The organism is Streptomyces albipurpureus (assembly GCF_023701525.1).
In the GTDB taxonomy this organism is placed as follows: Bacteria; Actinomycetota; Actinomycetes; order Streptomycetales; family Streptomycetaceae; genus Streptomyces; species Streptomyces albipurpureus.
The window spans coordinates 1-16,412 of record NZ_JAMQAW010000028.1 but is presented as its reverse complement, the minus strand read 5'-3'; the positions used below and the strand labels follow the sequence as shown (position 1 = coordinate 16,412).

Genomic DNA, 16,412 nt, shown 5'->3' with positions numbered 1-16,412 from the left:
CCGGTCAGCCGACCGGCAGGATCTCCTGGCCGCGTCCGGAGAGCCGGTAGGTGAGCGTGGGCTGTGACAGGCTCTGGTCGCCCGTGTCATAGGGGTAGCCGCTCACGGCCTGCCCCGGGGAAGCGAACAGATAGGTGCCATTGACCCCGCGGTAGGCCGATTCACGGAGATAGCCATCCACCGCGTCCGGTCTGAAGGAGCCGGTGACCGAGAAGGCGGAGTGCAGCATCCGCACCTGGTCATAGGCGGCACTGGCCTGACTACGGCCGGGTGGGGTGCCGAAAGCACGGGCGTACGCATCGGTGAAGCGCCGTCCCAGGGGATCGTCGGGCCGTCCGGTGACCGTGGACCAGATCACCTCGCCGGCGTGCTCGATACGCCGCGCGAACCCCGGCACCGACGGTGTGTAGATGTGGTAGGTCAGCTGGTCCGGGCTGTGTCGGGTGATGGCGTTCTGCAGCTCGGCCGCGGTCTCCACATTGAGGTGCGACACCACCACGACATCGGGACGATCGGCCAGTGCGCCCTGGATGAGCTCATCGACACGGTCGACTCTCAGACCGACCCGCTGGGCCGAGGTGATCGTCCAGCCCACATCCCGTACCCGGCTCCCAAAGGTCTCATCGGTGATCGCGCAGCCGAACCCGTCGAGTTCGACGACGGCGAGCCGGGGTGTGCTCTTGCCGGAAGCCGGATGGGAGCGCAGGAACGCGAGGAGCGCCGACTGATAGGCGGTCTCCGACGGGCAGGTCTGAAAGACATGCCCGTAGCGGTGGGGGTCGTCACGGACCGCGTCCACACTGCGCGTCCAGGTGTTGGTGTGCAGGAAGGTACGTCCGAAGTCGGCCGCGAAGGCGAAGACGCCGGGGCTGATGGCGCTGGCGTAACTGCTGGTGATGGCGTCGACATCGGCTTCGGCGAGATGCGCGATGCCCTCTCGGACGGAGTCTTCGTCGAGCGGGTCGATATGGACGACAACGTGCTCGACCGCCCGCCCGTACTCCCCGCGCAAGGCGTTGATGTCACGCACGGCGAGCTGTGCGCCCTGTGCGGTCTCCAGACCATCGGCCGCAAAGGCCCCGCCCACCGCGATGGTGCCGATCCGCACGGTGTCCCGCGGGGCGGGACGGACCCGCCGGGGTGCGGGGGTGGCCACCTTGGTCGTGGTCGCGGAGTGGCGCTCGATGTCGAGGACACGAATGCCGGAGCGGTGCTCCACACCACCGGGTATGGGCAGCCGGATCAGATCGCGGTCAACCGCGAGTGCGCTGAGTCCGGAGCGGGAGTCCTGGCCGAGCTTCTTGAGCAGCCGTTCGACCTGGGTGGTGACGGTACGGATGCTGGTGCCGAGGCGGCTGGATATCTCACGGTTGGAGAGCCCGAGCGCCACCAGGGAGATGATGTCGATCTCGCGGGCGGTCAGACCCGACGGAGGCCCGGTCAAGGGGCGTACGTCGAGCGCCACCACGGCCTGCGATGCGGAGCGCAGCTCCAGCCGGCACCAGGCCCAGCGGCCCTCCTCGCACCAGAGGAACTGGGCGGAGCGCAGACCCGAGTCAAAGAACCCGGCAACCCGGCCGAGCAGGGCGTCGCCCAGTCCCGGCGGAGCTGGTCCCGCGACACTCGTACGGCCCTCGACAGACTGTCCGCGGTGGCTGCCAGGGGTGTCGGTGGTGTGCTGCTGGACCCCGGGCGCATGCCCCGGATCATCGGCGTTGTGTTCGTCGACCGGTCGGTCCGACGGGGCGGGCGCGGTCGCCGGGGCGACCGTCACGTCCCAGGAATGCTCGATGCCCGTTTCCGTGCCGAGAGGCTGAAGCGTCCGCAAGATGACTCCTCCATTCGTCGGGACGGTTCGCACTGACCCGACGCCACGACGGAACCCCCTCGCAATGCACGATAAACCCCACGACCCGCAAGGGGCTATACCAGCCATGGCCGGAAGTACGCGATAGCACGATCCGGCGGCTGACCAGGACGGAAGGCCTCTTCATCGCGGGACGAAAGGCCTTTTTTGCCGCCTTCGACGGGAGCCCACAGGGCGGTCCCGTCGGGGTGCCCTGGGCGGACGGGGCGCGGTGAGCGCCGGGGAAGGTGTCGTGCAGAACTGGCTCTGGCTGGTTGCGGAGGCGCAGAGAACACCCGCACCCGGGTGACCCACCGACCGGGGCTCGCACCCCATGACTAGGGCCTGTCCTGACTGCGGACAGGCGAAGCGGCAGACGAGTCGGGCTATACGCCGGGTTCATTTGGAGCACCTCTCTGACCTGCACCTATGCGAAGTCGTATCGGCTGTGACCTGCTAGGAAGGGTTGCAGAGGCGACCGGAGGCAGCCAGAGGAAAACACTCTGATTCGACCCCGATTCGACCCGGGTCGCTCAGAGGCAGTCAGAGGCATTCGCCCCTGTTCTGGCTCTGAGCGACCGGATTGATCGGTGCCGATCAGCGTGCGGACCTCTGATTTGGCTCCGTGTCGACCCGGTCGGGCCGCGGTGGGGACGCCTGCCTCCAACAGGAGCCAGGCATACGAAAGCCTCCAGGATTGCAGTCCTGGAGGCTTCGCTGGCACCGATTGGAGGTCGGTTCCGGACATCACCGCTGGTTTTAGCGGGCCGCAGTGGCGTCCACGTCTTTGAGAGACCGCCTCAGAATGCCACATGGCTCGACCTCTCCGCACGCCCTCAACGAGGCTTTCACTCCGGCGAAAACCCATCCAGAGGCAATCACAGGCAATCGTCCTGGAACTCTGGGACTTCACCACCTGCCCAGCGGCGCCGCCGACCTGGTCCTCCTGGGCGACCTCACCGGGCAGTATGCGACGGGCAGCTACACCCGGCTTGGCGTCGACCGCCGATCTGTCTCGCTGCGAGGAGATCGCCAGGGCTGCTCCGACCACGGACACCGAATCACCGCAGCCATCGCCTGCCACGTCGCCCGTGTTGGCGGATCAGTCGACACCCTGGCGCGCTTGCTATTGCACCCGGACCACGAGGGTGGCCGCCACGTCCGAAACATAGCGTTTCGATCCGGGCACTCGCGGGCGCACGATTATGTCCAGCGTGTGTGGGCAGGCGCCTGTGCTGCCGTCAGGACCACCGTTGCCGTGGGGTCCCGCCACGACGCCGTCGAAGACCTCGCGACCCTTCGCGCACGAATAGAGACCACGCCTTGGCGTGGTTCACGCGGCCGAACGGCATTAAGGGTCCTCCGAGCGCATCTGACCTTCGCCGAGGTCGCCGGCGGACGTCGTCACGCATCCAGCGAGCGCCAGGCGGCCGAGGAAGCGGGGATATCCCGGCAGACCCTGCGTGACGCCTACGAGTTCATCCTGAAGCCCGGTGGATGGCTGCACCGGCTGCAAGTCGGTCACGGCACTAGGGGCTCTATCTGGTACCTCGGTGATGGTCACAGCCGTACCCCTCAGTCTCGTTGCAGGACCACTCAGTACCCCCCCGACCCGGCACTTGAGGAGTGGTCTGCCCCTGAGACGGAAGTTATGGCCGATATCGACTCGACCGTTCTGAGTCACCTCATGGGCCATGACGCATTCGCTCGCCACGGTCTCGGCGGCTCAGCACTCGTGATCATTGCCGCACTACACGCCCGCCCCCATCAGACCATCAGGGAGCTGACCAACACCTCCTCAGTTTCCCGAGCGTCGGTGTATAAGGCACTCGGACGACTCAGGGCACTAGGACTCGCACACCAGACCACGGAGACGTGGGCCCTGGCACCACGAGCTCTCGAAGGCTTCGGCTACTCCGGCAGCTGGGTGGTCCAGGAGCCGACCTCACCAGGCCAGGGCTGGGACGACGTTGCGCGCCGAATCGGCACCGCTGGGCTCGCGGCCCGACGGGTGTCACTCCACGCAACCGAACGAATGGCCTACCGCGCGGCCCTGGAGGCGCTCGCCGGACATCGCCGCAAAGCCCTGTTCGTCGTCGGAAAAAACGGTCAGAAGGTGCTGGTACCTACCCCTCGCGGCGATGAAGTCCCTTCCGAGTGGCGGACCCCTGACGGCACGGTGATCAACCCCGCCACGGGCTCCCTCGCCCCTGACTGGAGGGTCGCTACCGACGGTCGCCTGATCCTCATCACTCCTGCTGACCAGCGCACTTACGACGAACTGGTCAGTCAGTACGCCGAAGCCATCAACGACTGGGAGTCAGCCGCATGAAGCCAGAACAGCCCAACCCGAAGTCCGACCATCCTCAACTCAACGCGCTGGATATGCGGGCGCGCTATGAAGACGGCTCCACGATCCGGGAGCTGGAGTCCATCACCGGTGCCTCGCACGGAACCGTCTGGAACCGGCTCCGCGACGCGGGGACCGTCATGCGCACCCCGCACGAGACTCGCCGGATGCGCACAGACCCGCGACGGCTGACGGCCCGGCGCAACCTGGCGAAGCGACTGCGCACGCTGTACGAGAACGGCGCGACGATCAAAGAACTAACTGAGGTCTGCCGTCGCTCCAACAGAACCGTCCGCCGGTTGCTTGCCGAGGCAGACACCCTTCGACGCACCGCAGCGCAGACACGGCGGATGCGTTCCACAGCAGCGCGGAATCAATTGATGCAGTCGCTCCAGAAGCGATATGAGGCCGGCGAGCACGTGGGCGATCTGGCGGCCGACTACGGCCGATCGGAAACCACCGTCTACCGACTGCTAAGGGAGGCGCGAACCCTTAAGAGTTCCAAACAGGGATCCGTCTCCTCGCCTGCCGCGGATGAGCCCTCGTGACTGCGCTGTTTCCCCGGTTCAGTCAGTTCGCCCGCAAGGTTCAGATCAAGGAAACGCCCGACGTAGCCGCCGCAGGCGCATTCACTCCGCGTGCGCAGGTGCGGCGCTCCCGCCCACTCCCATGTGCAGTGCTCCCTCAGGGAGGCCCGCAGAGGGGCGCCAGGGCACCACCTCTCTGCCGCCAGCCACCGGTTTCCTCGATACCGGGGAGACCACCACCACTTTCAGGAGAAGAAGCAAACATGAAGGAACTCACCCGCTTCGCGACACTCGCGGTCGTCGGCACAGTACGGATCGGGGGCGATGACTTCGTCCTGGCGATCGTCATCGTTATCGGGATGCTCAAGGGCGGGACCGCCAAGACCACCTCGGCCTGGTTCATCGCTCTCTACTACGCCGTGGTCTTGGGCAAGCGGACCCTGTTCCTGGATGCCGACGCGGCAAGTCAGTCCGGCTACGACTGGTTCAAGGTCGCCAAAGCCGATGGCTTCGAGATCCCGGAGAACCTGACCGTCGAGCGATACCCCTTCGAGGACATCGCCGACTACATCCGCGAGAAGCGCAAGGAGTACGACGCGATCGTGGTGGACGTCGGAGGAGGCAACAGGACGATCTTCCACGAGGCCGTAACCGTCGCAGACCGACTGATCGTGCCCGTGGCACCCCACAAGATCGAAACCCGCAAGCTCGCCGCCACATTCACCGAAGCCGAAGCGGCCAGCGCCCGCAACGACCGTGAAGTCACAGCCCACGTAGTCCTGGTCAAGTGCGACGACCGCACCAGCCTCCCCAGGAACGCCCTGGAGAAGCTGCTCGCCCCCGACGACGGCAGCGCACCGTTCCCCGTCACCAAGACCAAGATCCACTCCTGGGTGCACTACATCGAGGCATTCGGCGAGATACCCACCGAACTGAGCGAGTACAGCGAACTCATGAAGGAGCTAAACGCATGACCGACCAGATCAAGCCCCCACCCCGCCGTCGAAGCGCAGGCCGCGTACTCGGCGGAGCGAAGAAGGTGCAGAGCCCGGCCCCTCCGCCGACAGCCGAGCTGACCCGGGAGCAGCTCGCCGCCGAGCAGTCCGCCCAGGTGGATACCGGAGCGAGTACGCCCCCTGCTTCATCGGAGGTCGTACCGGAGCCCGTCCAGCCGGCAGAGGCTCCGGTGGAGCCGCGCGAAGCGGTCACTCCGGTAGAACACTCCGGTGGCGGGCTGCCTTCCCCCGTCGCTACCGCAACGTATGAGGGGCGACCTGCGGAGATCATCGTTCACACCGAACCTCCCGTCCCCGTCGCAGACAGCAATCCGTTTCCCGCAAGCACCGGATCCGAAAACGGGAAGATGCCCTCCGAGGGCATGGAGAGCGAAAGTATCCGGTGGGCGCAGGGCACGGGGCGGCCTCAAGGAATTCCCACAGCTGAGGCTGTCCTGAACCAGCGTCATATCGCTCGTGAATCGCTCGACATCTCCGCACCGGTCCAGCTCCGCCTCAAGAAGCGACTGAAGCGGCTGGCCCTGGACAACGACTTGGATCACTTGCCCTTGTCGGACGTCGTCACGGTTCTTCTGGACGAAGCACTCTCCGCCCACGGGTTCTGAGATCACTCAGCCAGGGGGCGGTCCCACGAGCATCAGGTAGTGGCCGCCCCCCGGCCGACCATTCCCCTATCTCAATAGGCGGCTAGTTAGCCGCCTATATAGCCGACTATCGATACCACCGGAGATCCACATGCCCGATCTCTCCCAGCATTCCCGGCGTCTCCGCGAGATCGCGGACTCGCTTGAAGCCCAGTCCAAACCCTCCCACGACGCCCTGGCTCCTCACCCAGCCACCCTGCGCCTGATCAATAGCCGCCTGGCCAAACGCGGCCAGGTCAACTACGCGCTTCCCAAGGATCTCGACATCCAGCGCCGCATACGCCGCTATCACGCCGATCACGGTACACAGCCCGGCGACATTGCCGCACTCGCACTGGACGCCTGGCTCCGATCGAAGGGATACCCGCCGGACCTTTCGGCCGACGAATCCGCTGACGGATGAGTTCGAGCGACCGCAGAAGCAAAGGGGAGGGAGACCGCGATCGCACTCCGCACATGCCTCGCATCGGCCTGCCCGTCGGCGTTGAAGAAAAGTGTGCCCACCGAAGCAAACGAGAGTCCCAGCACTACGCGAGGGAGCCGCAGGTGCCTAAGCAGAAAGTGACCGCGAAGCGACGACGCCGGGCTGCATGGGAATCACTGAACCAGCGGCAGCAGATGTTTCTTGAGATCACCTATCACCTTGATCAGCAGGCGGAAGCCATCCACAGGGCCGCAGGGGCATCCATGAACTTCGACAGACGTCCAGCGTCAGAGTGGAGGCGCATCGACTTCGGGCACGACCCTGGCAACAGAGAACTGTATGGACTGACCGAGATGCAGCAACGCCTGGAGCGGGCAGGGCTGCACAACAAAGGCAACGGGTCCACACTCACCGTCCTGGAGAACCGCAGGCTGATAGTGCGGAGCATTCGCCCCACAACATTCGGTGTGATGGTGACCGTGAAACTCACCTTCGAGGGCCGAGCCGTCTACCGCGCCGGGAACAACATCGGTCCCGTTACCTCCAAGTCGACAGTGGAACTGACCGACCGTTCCTGGGAGGTGCTGGCCAAACTGTGGGTCCAAGACCAACAGGAGAAAGCCCTGACATGGGGATACAGCACCACGATCGAGCACGTCCTCATTAACAGGCACAACTTGGCCGAGCGGGTATTCGGTGGATATCGCCTCACCGAGTCAGGCCAGACCTACTACCGGCGCCACTGGTCCGAGTATGCCTCGGCCTACCCAGAGGTCAAAGCGCCGCATCCGGACGGCCTACTGGCCTGGCCGGAAGCCGTAGACATCGAGCTCAGGCGGGCCGGCCTCCGGTACGACCGGTTCGCTGAGGCATGGACGAGGACGGTGAGCTTGCGGGATGGAGTCACCGAAGCCACCCTTCTATCAAGCTCGACGGAGCCTTCCGACGCGGAGTCGGAACTGGCCAGTCTTGCAGCCGAGTGGTGCTCCTTCGACGCTGACACGGCGGTGCGTCGAGCGCGGCTAGCAGATGCGCACCTGGCGAAACTGGAGAACCTGGCTCGAACCGCTGCTTGGACCTACGCCAGCCTCGCCGGAGCAGCGTTTGCCGCTGCGGTGGACCGCACGCCGCCCCAGGACGCGCTATCGCAAGCCACCCAGGAGTGTTCCGAGATGCCAGTGCTGCCAGTCACTGCACTGGATTACATTGACACGGCCGTCGCAGCGCTACGCGCCGCTGTGACTGGTGAACCGCCGCCCGGACAAGGACCACGGAAGCTGCCAGCATGCGAGCCTCGGGCCGCCGTCGATACGTCGAAACCGCCGGGTGGGGAAATGGTCGCGTACGCAGGATTTCTCCGCAGGCAAATCGCGGGGGGAACCCTCCAACGAAAGCTCCACGCAGAATCACTCCCCAGCCCGAACTGATGAGTATGCTTCGACCAGATCCTCCCTCGGACAAAGTCGCGCCAAGGAGGCGGCGGTTTGGTGAGTCCAGGTTGGAGTCACCAGCGGGGCTTCGCTCCCCCAACGCGCACGTGAGGACCGGTGACGACTGGTCCACCTCAGGAACGACACTGGTTCTGTCCGGCCAGCTATGTGCGGGGTGCCACCCGCCGGGGTGCCAGTCGTCATTGCGTCAGCTCGCGATCAACGTGATGAAGATAGCTGAACGGGTGGCCGTTCCAGGCTCGGTACATCGGGCGGACCTCGCGGGTGGCGATATTGAATCCAATACTCCCCGCAATTCCTGCAACCCAGCCCAGCTCCGGGAAAACCAACGCGCCAGCAGCGGCGGCAGCCACTCCCACGGTTACGGAGATGGATCTGGAAACCCACGCCATGCGGTTGCTGCGTGCAGCCGACTGGTAGTCCTCACGGGCCTGCGTCAACTCCATTTGCAAGCGCAGCAGAACGTCAGCTGGGTGCTCCCAGTCGCGGCTCAGATCACTGAGCAGGGTCTGCGTAGCACCCATAAGGCGCTCCCGCTCGGCGGTATACCTCTCACGAAAAGCCAGCACCTCGGAGGTCAAGGTGCCCGGCGCCGGTGTGGGCAGCAGTCGGCCGAGTTCCACCCGCCAGGCGCCCACACCCATACCAGGGCGCATCGTTCGCACCGACGTATCGTGCGCGGATTGGTGATCAGTGTACGGCGTATAGGCCCGCGTAGTGGTTGTGGAAGCAACCTCTTGGGCCAAGGCGCCTATCACCAGCAGTTGCACTTCCCGGGAGACAGCCAGACTTCTCCCCTGCCGATACCGAAGTGTCGAGGCCCCGATTCTCCGCCCCAGACCGAGATCGACGATTTCTCGTTCCAAGAAGTAGCCGACCTTCGTACGGAACAGGAAGCCGTCCAGGACCGAAAACTGCGGGCGACGGGGGCCAGCAGCAAGCTGGCGCAACTCCGCAACCAGAATATCGGACTGAATGCCGTCGTTGAGGGGTGTCGTGAGCTCAGAACCCACGACAATCGGGTGGTAGAGCCCTCGAACCCTGAGTTCCTCCAGCTCGTTCGAGACCGCATTGTCGTACACAGTTGTGTCTTCCGGTACCACCGAGGCAATGTCGTCCCAGTAGAGCAGCGCCTGGTGGAGAACCTCCCTCGGAGGTCTAACCAGAGGGTAGTAGAGCAGCGTAGGCATCGGATCCCCCTCGAACTTGCGTTCCCGACCGAGCGTTCAACCCTAGTGGACCAACGAAGGCCACCATCACGGCACGTGATCGACCGGGCAGAATCTAGACGGCAATGTTCATCGGCCATGATCCGTGCGGAAGGTGACTGAGCTTGGCCGCAGCCGTCATGGTCGCTTCAATGACCGACTCAGGAGCTTCCGGCATCATCGTGGCTGGCTTGACGAGTAACGCCGCCCCCAAGATGGAGTCGGCCCACATGATCGGTGCCGCAACCGAGTTCCACAGGGGCATGCATTCCTCGTAGCCCACTGCGTAGCCGCAGTCTCTGATGTTGACGAGCGTGGCCAGGAGTTCGTCGTCGTCCCGGTACACACCGGGCCCGGCCTCATCGGGCACCTCGTCGGCCAGTACCCGATCGACAATGGCGTCAGGAAGGTGGGCCAGCATCGACCGGCCGCTGGCTCCGATACGTAGGGATCGAGTCACACATAAGACATCCCGCGGAGTCATGCCAAGCTCAACCAGGTCAGAATCACCCACAGCCATGTCGATGCACTGGCGTTGGGCCCCCCCGAACGGGGCCAGCGTGTAAAGAAAGGCCAGGCCACCGCCACTGGCATTCCGCAATTCTTCGAGGATCTCGTGAGCTACGCGTCCCAGCGAGGGGACGTGCGCCAGAGCGTGCAGGCCGAGATACGCCGTTGTCACTCCGAGTCTGTACCTGCCGCGAGCGACCCGCTCGAAGATTCCTCCGTAGACTCCGGATTGGAGGATGCGTGACACAGCCGAGTCGTCTAGGCCCGCCGCTTCCGCAAGCTCTCCAGTCCCGTGGACGTCGCCGCCGAGATCCGCAAATGCCTGCTGGACTCGGATGACCCGCTCTGCGTGTGTGGTGCCCTTCTTCGCTTTTGCCGTCATGCGGTCGGTGCCCTCCCCGTGGGAGGGCCGCGTACCAGGAAGGTACGCGGCCCTCAGTGTCTCTGCACAGACCACCACTCGAACACCAGGAGGCATGTCGAGTCTTCCTCTACTGACTTGAATCATGCAGGTGGTATCAAGCAGGAGCTTCCCCATGTGGGTGTGGGTAGTAATGGCTTCGTGTGCAGCCGCGGCCTCAGCCAGCGGAAGGACTCCCCCCGACAACAGGAGCCAGCTGACCACTGCGCGCCGCGTCAATCAGACGCTCCATGCTGTGCTGGAGTACCGTGCGATCGGCGTGCCGGTGAGGGAGCCAGGAGCCTGTCAATGTGGACGAATGCTGCATGAGGATCTTGGTCGACAGTTCGGCAGCATGGCCGGATGCACAGCCATAGATCGACGAGCCTGCCGCGTGGAGCAAGTGCTGCGAGCAACGCGTGGAGTGCCGACCCGCCCGTCGTTTTCGGCGCGGTGTGGACAAGCCCCAGGCTGCACTTGATGCAGGTATGCGCAGTTCGCCGGACGTGGGGGCGGCCTTCGTCTGATGTCCCGTCTCATCGGAGCTGGCAGTTTCTCAAAGAACCGGGTCGGATTCTCAAAGGGACTGTCGCTAAGGCTCGATTCTCACGGCGCCTGTCAGTTCCGTCACTCGGGAGAGTGAAGATCTCCGCTGCTGCCCGGTCGATGTCCATCGAGAGGCCGCGATCGATTGAGACGCCGCATCCCGGCCGTCTCAGTCAAGTCGGCAACGTCGCAGCTCCCAACCAGATCAAGGGACACCTGCACTGCGACAGGACAGTCGATCAGATGGTTCCCCGCGCAGGCTGGCGTACGGACCGTCCCACTCTCACTGCGTCAAGCTGGCGGCCTTCCTGGCCCGTTGGGCGAAAACGTCCTCCCGGTGCTCTGCCATCTGCTGCAGCGCGTCTTTGCGGTCTCGCTTGGAGAGCCTGTCGAGATAGGTGTGACCGAAGAGGTGGTCAGTCTCGTGCTGCAGACACCGGGCGAAGTAGCCCGTTCCTTCGATGACGAGGGGATTGCCGTCCTTGTCGAACCCGCGGGCGACAGCACGATCGGTGCGGGGAACCGCCATGCCGGCACCGGGCACGGACAGGCAGCCCTCGAAGTCGTCAATGAGCCGGCGGCTTCCCGGATCGGGCAGGTTCAGGACGGGGTTGATGATGTGGCCGACATGTCGGATTCCGTAGTCGTCCGGGCAGTCATAGACGAACAGCCGCAGGTCGACGTCTACCTGGTTGGCAGCCAGGCCGGCACCGTCGGCCACATGCATCGTCAGGAACATGTCGTCGATTAACGCCGACAACTCCCGAGTTCCGAATTCCGCCACATCCCGGCACGGACGGCTCAGCACCTCCTCACCCACCACCGTGACCCGCCGCACCGAACCCCGTCCCGCCTCCGGCAGCAGCGCTGGATACGAGTCGACGGGTTGGCCCTGCACACGAACTCGCCGGTCGACGGGACGGGACCGGTCGTGACGAACAGACATCACTGTCTTCCCTTCTATGCACGCCACGCACGTCGCGGAAGGCACCGCGGCGTGATACCCCGAGCAAGAACCACTTGCCAGATCCTTTGCAAAGTAGCAGACTTTGCAAAGTGACTGAAGATGACCTCAACTCCCCACCCGACCAGACACGGGACACCGGCGACGAACTGCGTCAGCACGAGGTCCGCACGGCTCTACTGGACCTGCTAGCCGAAGTCGGCACCGTCACGGCGACCGAAGCCGCCGTCCGACTGGGCCACAGCTCCGGGCTCTGCTCGTTTCACCTTCGGCAGCTCGCACGCCACGGACTCATCGAGGAAGCTCCCCACCGCAGGGGCCGCGCACGCCCCTGGCGCCTGAGGCAGCACAGCCCCTCCGCCAGTCCACCCCCGGAGGAGCAGTTCGGCGACTTGGCCCGAGGGCTGGAGGACGAGAGCTGGCAGAGATGGCTCGGCCAGCGCGACCAAGCGCCGGCCGAATGGCGCCACGACGAAGCCTTCAGCGCCGTCGCCTACCTGACACCCGAAGAGATGAGCCGGGTCGCGAACGTGATCCGACGGGCGCTTGCGCCCTACCAGGACTGCGAACAACGCGCCCTGGCCCGGCCCGACGGCGCTCGACCAGTGGCCCTCATCAGCCGGCTGTTCCCCCTGCTTCCCCACACAGCAGACGGCACGGACCAGGAGTGATGAGCCACAGTCTCGCCAAGGAGCAGGACCTCACGGAGGACACCGAGGACTTCGTACCGTTCCCCGACCCCGTATCCAGGGACCAGAAACGCCAGTCCCCTTCTCTGCACACGGTGAGGGAGCACCAGCGGAGAACCAGGGACGGGGCCCATCACCATTCCGCCTTACGTCCGGGGTAGCTCCACGGCCTGAAGCCGAATGCGCTGCCACCCGGCCCAAGCGGCGTCAGTCAGGCCGACACCCCATCACCCTGGCTCGCGCGCCGGGAGCCACTCTGCAAGCCAGCCAGCCCACCGCCCACCGCCCATGGGTCTTATGGTTCGACAACCACAGACGGGAGCCAGACATTGGCGTTCCAAGGCAAGATCAAGCGCACCCAGCAGCAGTTCCCTTCTCCGGAGGAGCTCTACCTCAGCGGCACGCTGCCTCGGACTACCGCAGCGGTCGACGCACTCTGGGTGCACCAAGGCGATGTCATCCGCGCGTACGCGGAGCGCCACCTCGAGACGCCTGACCTCGCGCTCGAACTCCCTACGGGAACCGGGAAGACGATTCCCGGGCTCCTGCTTGCTGAGTGGGTGCGCCGGAGAAGCGAAGGCCCTGTCATCTATGCGACTCCGACCAAGCAGCTGGCGCGACAGGTACTTGCGGCGGCACGCCGCGAGGGTGTGCCCAGTCACCTGCTCATCGGTGGCCACAGGAGCTGGGACCTCGTCGAAGAGAGTGCTGTGGCAGGAGCCGAAGCCATCGGCATCACCACCTATAGCACAATCTTCAACAGCAGCCCAAAGCTTCCAGAGCCGCGCCTGATCGTCCTAGACGATGCGCATGCCGGCGAGCAGTTCGTCGGCGCGGAATACGGTGTCACCATCCACCGCCACAGGGACGGCGAAGCTTACGAAGCGGTCCTCAGCGCACTGGCTCCGTTCCTATCTGGGCTGCTGCTCCAACGACTCCGGGGGGAGCCTGATCCCGGCGCACACCACCAGGTTCGACTGCTCCTTCCTGCCATCAACCCAAAGGTGCTCTCGAAGCTCGATGCTGTGCTTGCAGCACTTCCGGAGCCGCATATGTTCCAATTCGCGATGATCCGGGCGGGCTTGGCCTCGTGCTGCGTGTACCTGTCGTACGGCGGGATACAGATCCGTCCGATGATGCCGCCGACGTTCGAGAATCGGATCTTCTCACGCGCCGGGCAGCGGATCTATCTCTCGGCGACCCTCGGGTCCGGAGGCGACCTAGAGCGAGCGTTCGGTCGTGCTCAGATCGACAGGATGCCCCTGCCCACCAAGACTCCACCGCGCTCTGGCCGTCGACTCTTCGTGTTTCCCGACCTGACAGCGGGCGGGGACGCTCTCGGTCTGGCTAGGCGGATCGTCGGGGTCACCAACAAGGCTCTGGTGCTGAGCCAAGAGACGTTGGCTCAGACGAAGGCTCTTGCATCGGTACTCACAGCCGACAGCGTGCAGGTAATGGGGCGGGACGACGTCGAGCAGGGACTCGACGTGTTCGCTAAGGCGCCAACGGGGGTGCTTGGGCTGGCAAACCGCTACGACGGCTTGGACCTTCCAGGCGAAGCGTGCCGGGTTGTGGTGCTCGGTGGGAAGCCGGACGCGGTCGGTCTGCAGGAGAAGTTCCTCAGCCAAAGGGCTGAAGCGAACGCCGCGCTTGCCGAGCGCCTACGCACACGCATCGTCCAGGGAGTCGGTCGGTGCACCCGCGGCCCCAACGACTATGCAGTCGTCGTGGTGCTCGGATCAGACATCACGAGGTATTTCAGTCGCCCTGAGAACCGTGCAGCTCTTGAGCCCGAGTTGCAGGCGGAGGTGGAGTTCGGCTGGCAGAACAGTCGCGGTGCCAATCCGGACGAGGTCATCGAGAACATTGAGATGTTCCTCGAGCATGAGGACTCGTGGCGGGAAGACGGCGAGCCGCTGGTGGCGGAGTTCCGGCAGGACGCGGTGAAGGTCGAGTCGCCCGGTGCGGACGCGCTGGGCAACTCGGCCGGCCCCGAGGTCGAGGCCTGCCACCTGGCCTTCCAAGGCGAGTGGGTCGCCGCGAGCGAGCAGCTTCAGGAGGCAGCGCGACGTGTCGGTGCTGGCGGTGAGAGCACCCGCGGCTATCGGGGCCTTCTGCTGTATCTATCGGGTGCCTGGCTGCATCTCGGAGCGGAGGATGAGATCCAGCGAGCACGTGCGCGGGAGCTCGTGCGCCAGGCGGCTGCCGCGTCAGACGTACGTGGAATCTGGCTAAAGGAGATGCCGGAGCTTCCCGGAACCGAGGAAGTCCCCCTCACAAGCATGGACGTGGTCAGCGTGAACGCGATCGTGACGCGCCTCAGGGGACGCCTCCGACCGAATCGCGTCGCGGATGATCTGCAGAAGATGCGTGAGGCGCTGGCCCAGGATGACTCGACGGTCTACGAGGGAGGGCTTACGGACCTCGGCTCGTTTCTCGGCGCTGAGGCATCCAAGCCCAAGGGACAGGGGCGATGCGACTCGGCCTGGGTATGGGGTACCACAATTTGGATGACCATCGAAGCTAAGTCCGAACAGCACTCCGACGGTCTGCTGCCACTCCATGACATCCGACAAGCCAACACCCAGCTCGACCAGCTGGCGGCCGACCGCTCCCTGGATCACCCGCCCGCTGGCAGTCCAGCGATCATCGTGTCCAACCGCCTCGCCATCGATCCGCAGCATGCCCCGGCCGCCAACGCGAACGTCTACCTCGCCTCGACCGAGACCATCGAACAGATCGCCGGCGACATCTCCACCGTATGGAGCGATCTACTGACCAGCGCGACAGGCATCCAGGCAGACCAGACGCTGCGGCAGTACGTCCGGTCAACAATGACGGAACACGGGTGTCTGCCGAGTCAGGTCATCAACCGCCTGACGCAGAACCGGATCCGTCCGGGCGACTGAGAGACAGTTCGCCGCTGAGCGGGCGGCCCATAGCAGTGAGTGTCATCGGCATCACTGCGGGTCTGGGTGATCGGTTTCAGAACCTGCCGTGAGCTACGGCGGCCGTGGATCCTGCGAAACGTGCAGGGGATCCACGGCCGCCGTCGCCCAGCTGGCGCTGGGCATCATCACGGGCGTGAAATGAGGTCGGCTAGGTCGTTGATCTGTTTCTGCACGGCGGCCACGGCAGCCCGAAGATCATCGTCAGCGACGGCGACCAGGTCATCAGGATCAATGGACTCGATACTTTTCACCGTCGTGGTGATCGCCTTGGTGAAACGTGTCCTCTGCTCACGAATGGAAATCTCCGGGTCCGCAGTGACCGTCTCGGCAATGAGCGCCTGAACCGCTTCATACGCCTCGGCAACCGCTTCTGGAGTGGCCTTCTCGTCCTGGACAACCGCCACGTAGCTAGCGGCCTCCGCCTTGGCTTGGGCAGGCAGGTCAACCGCTAGACCAGCGGGAGACTTGGCCTTGCCGTCATGAGCGACCCGCCGGATGTACTCAACGCGCTCGGTCTTCCGAGCCTCGGCCGCTCGCACCTCCAGCGCCTGCTTCGCCGCCTCAGCCGTCCGCTGGTCCGCGATGATCGCCACCTTCAGCGCCGTCGGATTCTCCTTGACCTCCAACGCCTTGGTAGGCCGAATGCCGGCTACCTCGGCCGCCGCAGCAACCAACGCGCTCCGCTCTGAAGTGGAGCTTCGACGGGAGCTGTAGAACTGGCCCCAGACCTCCTCATCAGGGAGGTCGACTGCCTCGTGCCCCGGGAAAAGGTCAGTTGACCCCAACTGGACCACGCCTGCCTCCCGCGCCGCCTCCCATGCGTCGCTGATGACGACAGGGTTGTTGTTGCCGTAGGTGTACCCGTGCATCTGCTGGGCGTCGGCGA

Annotated in this window: 12 protein-coding genes and 1 pseudogene; 8 read left to right on the top strand and 5 right to left on the bottom strand. The window is 64.8% G+C overall.

Annotated features, from left to right (window positions below; genetic code table 11):
- Positions 1–4 precede the first annotated feature (4 nt).
- Positions 5–1,828, bottom strand: coding sequence for an ABC transporter substrate-binding protein (locus tag NBG84_RS22225; RefSeq protein WP_250921317.1), 1,824 nt, complete (start codon positions 1,826–1,828; stop codon positions 5–7).
- 1,669 nt (positions 1,829–3,497) lie between these two features.
- On the opposite strand from NBG84_RS22225, the gene NBG84_RS22220 reads away from it, so the two are divergent.
- The 6 genes from NBG84_RS22220 to NBG84_RS22195 all read left to right on the top strand — a co-directional run bounded on the left by NBG84_RS22220 (position 3,498) and on the right by NBG84_RS22195 (position 8,234).
- The gene (locus tag NBG84_RS22220) at positions 3,498–4,178 is read left to right on the top strand and encodes a MarR family transcriptional regulator (RefSeq protein WP_250921316.1); all 681 of its coding nucleotides are present in this window, start codon (positions 3,498–3,500) and stop codon (positions 4,176–4,178) included.
- Positions 4,175–4,744, top strand: coding sequence for a helix-turn-helix domain-containing protein (locus NBG84_RS22215; protein ID WP_250921315.1), 570 nt, complete (start codon positions 4,175–4,177; stop codon positions 4,742–4,744). The genes NBG84_RS22220 and NBG84_RS22215 overlap by 4 nt, the downstream gene beginning before the upstream one ends.
- Before the next feature lie 242 nt (positions 4,745–4,986).
- Complete coding sequence (locus tag NBG84_RS22210; protein WP_250921314.1) at positions 4,987–5,697, top strand: ParA family protein; 711 nt, start codon at positions 4,987–4,989, stop codon at positions 5,695–5,697.
- Positions 5,694–6,344 carry a hypothetical protein gene (locus tag NBG84_RS22205; RefSeq protein WP_250921313.1) on the top strand — a complete coding sequence of 217 codons (651 nt, stop codon included), beginning with the start codon at positions 5,694–5,696 and terminating at the stop codon, positions 6,342–6,344. Before NBG84_RS22210 ends, NBG84_RS22205 begins: the two co-directional genes overlap by 4 nt.
- A 130-nt stretch (positions 6,345–6,474) precedes the next feature.
- Positions 6,475–6,786, top strand: coding sequence for a hypothetical protein (locus NBG84_RS22200; protein ID WP_250921312.1), 312 nt, complete (start codon positions 6,475–6,477; stop codon positions 6,784–6,786).
- Between the two features lie 53 nt (positions 6,787–6,839).
- Positions 6,840–8,234 (top strand): hypothetical protein, encoded by a 1,395-nt coding sequence (locus tag NBG84_RS22195; protein ID WP_250921311.1) that lies wholly within the window; start codon positions 6,840–6,842, stop codon positions 8,232–8,234.
- 203 nt (positions 8,235–8,437) lie between these two features.
- On the opposite strand, the gene NBG84_RS22190 is transcribed toward NBG84_RS22195, so the two are convergent.
- From NBG84_RS22190 to def, 3 genes are all read right to left on the bottom strand, one after another.
- The gene (locus NBG84_RS22190; protein ID WP_250921310.1) at positions 8,438–9,448 is read right to left on the bottom strand and encodes a hypothetical protein; all 1,011 of its coding nucleotides are present in this window, start codon (positions 9,446–9,448) and stop codon (positions 8,438–8,440) included.
- A 94-nt stretch (positions 9,449–9,542) separates the two neighbouring features.
- Positions 9,543–10,514 carry an IclR family transcriptional regulator gene (locus tag NBG84_RS22185; protein WP_250921309.1) on the bottom strand — a complete coding sequence of 324 codons (972 nt, stop codon included), beginning with the start codon at positions 10,512–10,514 and terminating at the stop codon, positions 9,543–9,545.
- 691 nt (positions 10,515–11,205) lie between these two features.
- Complete coding sequence (def, locus tag NBG84_RS22180) at positions 11,206–11,868, bottom strand: peptide deformylase (protein ID WP_250921308.1); 663 nt, start codon at positions 11,866–11,868, stop codon at positions 11,206–11,208.
- A 110-nt stretch (positions 11,869–11,978) separates the two neighbouring features.
- Between def and NBG84_RS22175 the strand changes: the two genes are divergently transcribed.
- Together NBG84_RS22175 and NBG84_RS22170 are read left to right on the top strand one after the other, a co-directional pair.
- The gene (locus NBG84_RS22175) at positions 11,979–12,557 is read left to right on the top strand and encodes an ArsR/SmtB family transcription factor (RefSeq protein WP_250921307.1); all 579 of its coding nucleotides are present in this window, start codon (positions 11,979–11,981) and stop codon (positions 12,555–12,557) included.
- Between the two features lie 347 nt (positions 12,558–12,904).
- A complete protein-coding gene (locus tag NBG84_RS22170) occupies positions 12,905–15,484 on the top strand; it encodes a DEAD/DEAH box helicase (protein ID WP_250921306.1) in 2,580 nt (859 codons plus the stop codon).
- A gap of 167 nt (positions 15,485–15,651) precedes the next feature.
- Here NBG84_RS22170 and NBG84_RS22165 read toward each other — a convergent pair.
- Positions 15,652–16,412 (bottom strand): annotated as a pseudogene (locus tag NBG84_RS22165) (hypothetical protein); the annotation flags it as partial.

Excerpts from the sequence above, each read along its gene's own strand:
- NBG84_RS22220 (WP_250921316.1), top strand. The coding sequence starts at position 3,498 with ATGGCCGATATCGACTCGACCGTTCTGAGTCACCTCATGGGCCATGAC.
- NBG84_RS22215 (WP_250921315.1), top strand. The coding sequence starts at position 4,175 with ATGAAGCCAGAACAGCCCAACCCGAAGTCCGACCATCCTCAACTCAAC.
- NBG84_RS22210 (WP_250921314.1), top strand. The coding sequence starts at position 4,987 with ATGAAGGAACTCACCCGCTTCGCGACACTCGCGGTCGTCGGCACAGTA.
- NBG84_RS22205 (WP_250921313.1), top strand. The coding sequence starts at position 5,694 with ATGACCGACCAGATCAAGCCCCCACCCCGCCGTCGAAGCGCAGGCCGC.
- NBG84_RS22200 (WP_250921312.1), top strand. The coding sequence starts at position 6,475 with ATGCCCGATCTCTCCCAGCATTCCCGGCGTCTCCGCGAGATCGCGGAC.
- NBG84_RS22195 (WP_250921311.1), top strand. The coding sequence starts at position 6,840 with ATGCCTCGCATCGGCCTGCCCGTCGGCGTTGAAGAAAAGTGTGCCCAC.
- NBG84_RS22190 (WP_250921310.1), bottom strand. The coding sequence starts at position 9,448 with ATGCCTACGCTGCTCTACTACCCTCTGGTTAGACCTCCGAGGGAGGTT.
- NBG84_RS22185 (WP_250921309.1), bottom strand. The coding sequence starts at position 10,514 with ATGGGGAAGCTCCTGCTTGATACCACCTGCATGATTCAAGTCAGTAGA.
- def (WP_250921308.1), bottom strand. The coding sequence starts at position 11,868 with ATGTCTGTTCGTCACGACCGGTCCCGTCCCGTCGACCGGCGAGTTCGT.